The following is a 3,408-nucleotide window of genomic DNA, read 5'->3' as shown; positions in this document are numbered from 1 at the left end:
TGGGCCCGCCAGGGCCCGGTGTCGGGCTGCGCGCCACCGGACAGGGCCTCGCCGAGGTCGTCGGCGCCGTGCAGCCGGCCCTGGCGGTCCAGGGTGCGCGTCTGGTGCAGGAAGCGGGGCTCGGCGTACGCGGCGAGCGCGGCGCGCACCTCGGGCAGGTGCGGGTGCTCGGCGTGCAGGGCCGCCGACAGCTGGGCCTTGACCACCGGGATGCCGGCCTCGGCCAGCACGTCGAGGGCGGTCTTCGGCTCCTCGAAGGAGGTGGCGAGGTGGCAGGTGTCCAGGCACAGCCCGATCCGCTCGCCGGCGGCCGAAGCCAGCGTGGCGACGGCGTCGGCGGTGGTCTCCACCGTGCAGCCGGGCTCGGGTTCCAGGCCGACCCGGATGGAGCGGCCGGTCCGCTCGTGGAGCTCGTCGAGGTGCGCGGCGAGCCGCAGCAGGGCCCCGCGGGCGGCGTCCGCGGCCCGCGGGTCCTCCTCGTAGGGGGTGCGCCAGGCCAGCGGGAGCGTGGAGATCGATCCGTGGGAGGCGTCCGCGGGCAGCAGGGCGGCGAGCACCGCCGCGAGGTCCTCGGTGTACGCGAGCCGCTCGGGCTCGGTCCAGTCGGGCCGGTACACCCGGTACTTGACGTGCTCGGCGCCGAAGCCCTCGTACGGGAAGCCGTTGAGGGTGACGACCTCGAGGCCGCGGCGCTCCAGCTCATCGCGCAGCCGGCCGAGCGCCGCCGGGTCGGCGGTCAGGGTGCGGGCCGCGTCCCTGGCCAGCCACAGGCCGATGCCGAGGCGCTCGCGGCCCAGCCGCAGCCGGACCGGCTCGCAGTTCTCGCGCAGCTGGGCCAGCACCCCGTCCAGGCTCTCCGCGGGGTGCACGTTCGTGCAGTAGGCGAGGTGGACGGTGGATCCGTCGGGGTGCCGAAAACGCATCGGTCATTCCCCGCCGCGGAGTATCGAGTTGCCGGCGTGCAGGGCCGCGGGCTGCGGGGTCTGGAGGTTCAGGCGTCCGCTGAGGCCGTAGAAGGCGACGGGGTTGCGCCACAGCACCAGGTCGACGGTGTCCTCGTCGAAGCCGGCCGCCAGCATGGCGTCGGCGACGCTGCGGGTCTTGAGCGGGTCGCTCTTGCCCCAGTCGGCCGCCGAGTTGACCAGGACCTTCTCCGGGCCGTAGGCGCGCAGGATGGCGACCATCCGGTCCTCGTCCATCTTGGTGTCGGGGTAGACCGAGAAACCGAGCCAGCAGCCGGCGTCCTTGGCCTCCTTGACCGTCGTCTCGTTCAGGTGGTCGAGCACCACCCGGTCGGCGCCCAGCGCCGACTCGCGCACCACGTCGATGGTGCGGCGCATCCCCTCCAGCTTGTCCCGGTGCGGGGTGTGCACCAGCGCCGGCAGTCCGTGGTCGGCGGCCAGCTGGAGCTGGGCGGCGAAGGCGGCGTCCTCCTCGGGGGTCATCGAGTCGTAGCCGATCTCGCCGACGGCGACGACGTTGTCCTTGACGAGGTAGCGGGGCAGCTCGTCAAGGACCGGCGTGCAGCGCGGGTCGTTCGCCTCCTTGGGGTTGAGCGCGATGGTGCAGTGGTGCGTGATGCCGTACTGCGCCGCCCGGAACGGCTCCCAGCCCAGCAGCGCGTCGAAGTAGTCGTAGAAGGAGGCCGGCGAGGTGCGCGGCTGGCCCAGCCAGAACGCCGGCTCGACGATGGCGCGCACGCCGGCCGCGTACATCGCCTCGTAGTCGTCGGTGGTGCGCGAGGTCATGTGGATGTGCGGGTCGAAGATGCGCATCAGTTCGGCGCTGCCTCTCGGGTCAGGGTGAGTACGAGACGGAGGTCCGCGGGCACGGGCCGGCCGGCTGCCGTGCGCTCGGCCGCCTGGCCCTGGAGCATGCGGGCCAGCTCGGTGTCGCCGGCGGCGCGGCGGGCGAGGTCGGCGACGAAGGCCACGGGGACCGAGGTGAACAGGCACTTCAGTACGGCGTGCCGCCAGGCGTGCGCGTCCAGGTGCGCGGCCGCGTACGGGCCGACCGCGGCCGCCACCAGCCGGGTGTCGTTGGTGCGCAGCGCGTCCTCGACCAGCGCCAGCCCGTCGGCGGGGTCGAGGGACAGCCGCGGCAGCGCCAGGAGCACGGCGCGCCGCTCGGCCGCCGTGCCCTGCCGGTAGAGCCGTACGACGGTGGCGGCGTCCGGGCGGGCCGCCTCCAGCAGTTGGACGCGGGCCAGGTCGGCGGCCTCGTCGCCGCCGCAGCGGCGCCCCGCCTCGGCGAAGCGCAGCTCCCACACGGGCAGCCCGGCCGGTTCGGCGGCGCCCCGGTGCTCGCGGGCGGCGTCCAAGGCGGCGACGAGCCAGGCGCGGCCCCCCGGGGCGGGGATCCTGGACTCCATCTGGGGGATCGTCACGGGGTGCCTCCATCGCGCAGGAATCGCAGGGACCGGGCGGCCTGTTCGGGGCCCGCGTGGGAGTGGCGGGGCAGCTCCACGACGGTCAGACCCCGGTAGCCGACCTCCTCCAGGGCGGCCAGCACGGGCGGGAAGTCGATCTCGCCCTCGCCGAAGGGCAGGTGCTCGTGGACCCCGCGGCGCATGTCCTCGATCTGGACGTGCCGCAGCCAGGGGGCGACCGCGCGCACGCACTCGGCGGGCGGGCTCGGCTCCAGGCACTGGCAGTGCCCGATGTCGAGGGTGATGCCGAGGGCGCCCGGGCTGCCGAGTTCGGTGCGCAGCCGGTGGAAGTCGTCGAGGGTGGCGAGCAGATGGCCCGGCTCGGGCTCGATGGCGAGCGGCACCCCGGCGCTCTCGGCCGCGTCGAGGACGGGGCCGAGGGTGTGCGCGAGCGTCTTCCACGCGGTGTCGGGGTCGCTCTCCGCGGGCCGGATGCCGCTGAAGCAGTGCACGGCGTGCGCGCCGAGGTCGGCGGCGACGCGTACGGCCCGCACGAGCAGGCCCACCCGGGCCGCCCGCAGGTCGGGGTCCGGGTCCAGGAGCGAAGGGCCGTGTTTGCGGCGCGGGTCGAGGACGTAGCGGGCGCCGGTCTCCACCGTGACGTCGAGCCCGAGCCGGTCGAGGCGGCGGGCCACGTGCCGGGTGCGGGCCGCGAGGCCGGGGGTCATCGGGTCCAGGTGCATGTGGTCGAGGGTCAGGCCGACGCCGTCGTAGCCGAGGTCGGCCAGCAGGGCGAGGGCGTCGTCCAGGCGCAGGTCGGTCAGGCCGTTGGTGCCGTAGCCCAGCTTCAGGCTCATGTGGGGCTCACCTTCCGGGCGAGGCGCCGGGCCACGGGAACGAGGCCGGCGAGGACGAGCGCCGTCCCGGGCGCCCCGGCCCGCGCGGCGAGCGCCGCCTGCAGCGGGATCATGGCCCGGATCCCTCCGCCGACGGCCCGCTGGGTGAGCGGCGGCGACGGATTGAGCGCCGCATGCCACAGC

Annotated in this window: 5 protein-coding genes; all 5 read right to left on the bottom strand. The window is 75.2% G+C overall.

Annotated features, from left to right (window positions below; translation table 11 throughout):
• The coding region (gene eboE, locus ACFWGD_RS13070; RefSeq protein ID WP_377779120.1) for a metabolite traffic protein EboE at positions 1–923 on the bottom strand (923 nt) is incomplete at its 3' end.
• A gap of 3 nt (positions 924–926) precedes the next feature.
• The gene (locus ACFWGD_RS13065; RefSeq protein ID WP_377779119.1) at positions 927–1,775 is read right to left on the bottom strand and encodes a TatD family hydrolase; all 849 of its coding nucleotides are present in this window, start codon (positions 1,773–1,775) and stop codon (positions 927–929) included.
• Positions 1,775–2,386, bottom strand: coding sequence for an EboA domain-containing protein (locus tag ACFWGD_RS13060; RefSeq protein WP_377779118.1), 612 nt, complete (start codon positions 2,384–2,386; stop codon positions 1,775–1,777). Before ACFWGD_RS13060 ends, ACFWGD_RS13065 begins: the two co-directional genes overlap by 1 nt.
• A complete protein-coding gene (locus ACFWGD_RS13055; RefSeq protein ID WP_377779117.1) occupies positions 2,383–3,225 on the bottom strand; it encodes a sugar phosphate isomerase/epimerase family protein in 843 nt (280 codons plus the stop codon). The genes ACFWGD_RS13060 and ACFWGD_RS13055 overlap by 4 nt, the downstream gene beginning before the upstream one ends.
• Positions 3,222–3,408, bottom strand: a 187-nt coding sequence (locus ACFWGD_RS13050; protein WP_377779116.1) for a hypothetical protein, incomplete at its 5' end; no start/stop codon positions are given. The genes ACFWGD_RS13055 and ACFWGD_RS13050, both read right to left, overlap by 4 nt.

Source organism: Corynebacterium sp. NPDC060344, assembly GCF_042725215.1.
In the GTDB taxonomy this organism is placed as follows: domain Bacteria; phylum Actinomycetota; class Actinomycetes; order Mycobacteriales; family Mycobacteriaceae; genus Corynebacterium.
The sequence above is the reverse complement of the archived record's forward strand: the minus strand, read 5'-3'. Positions and strand labels throughout refer to the sequence as shown.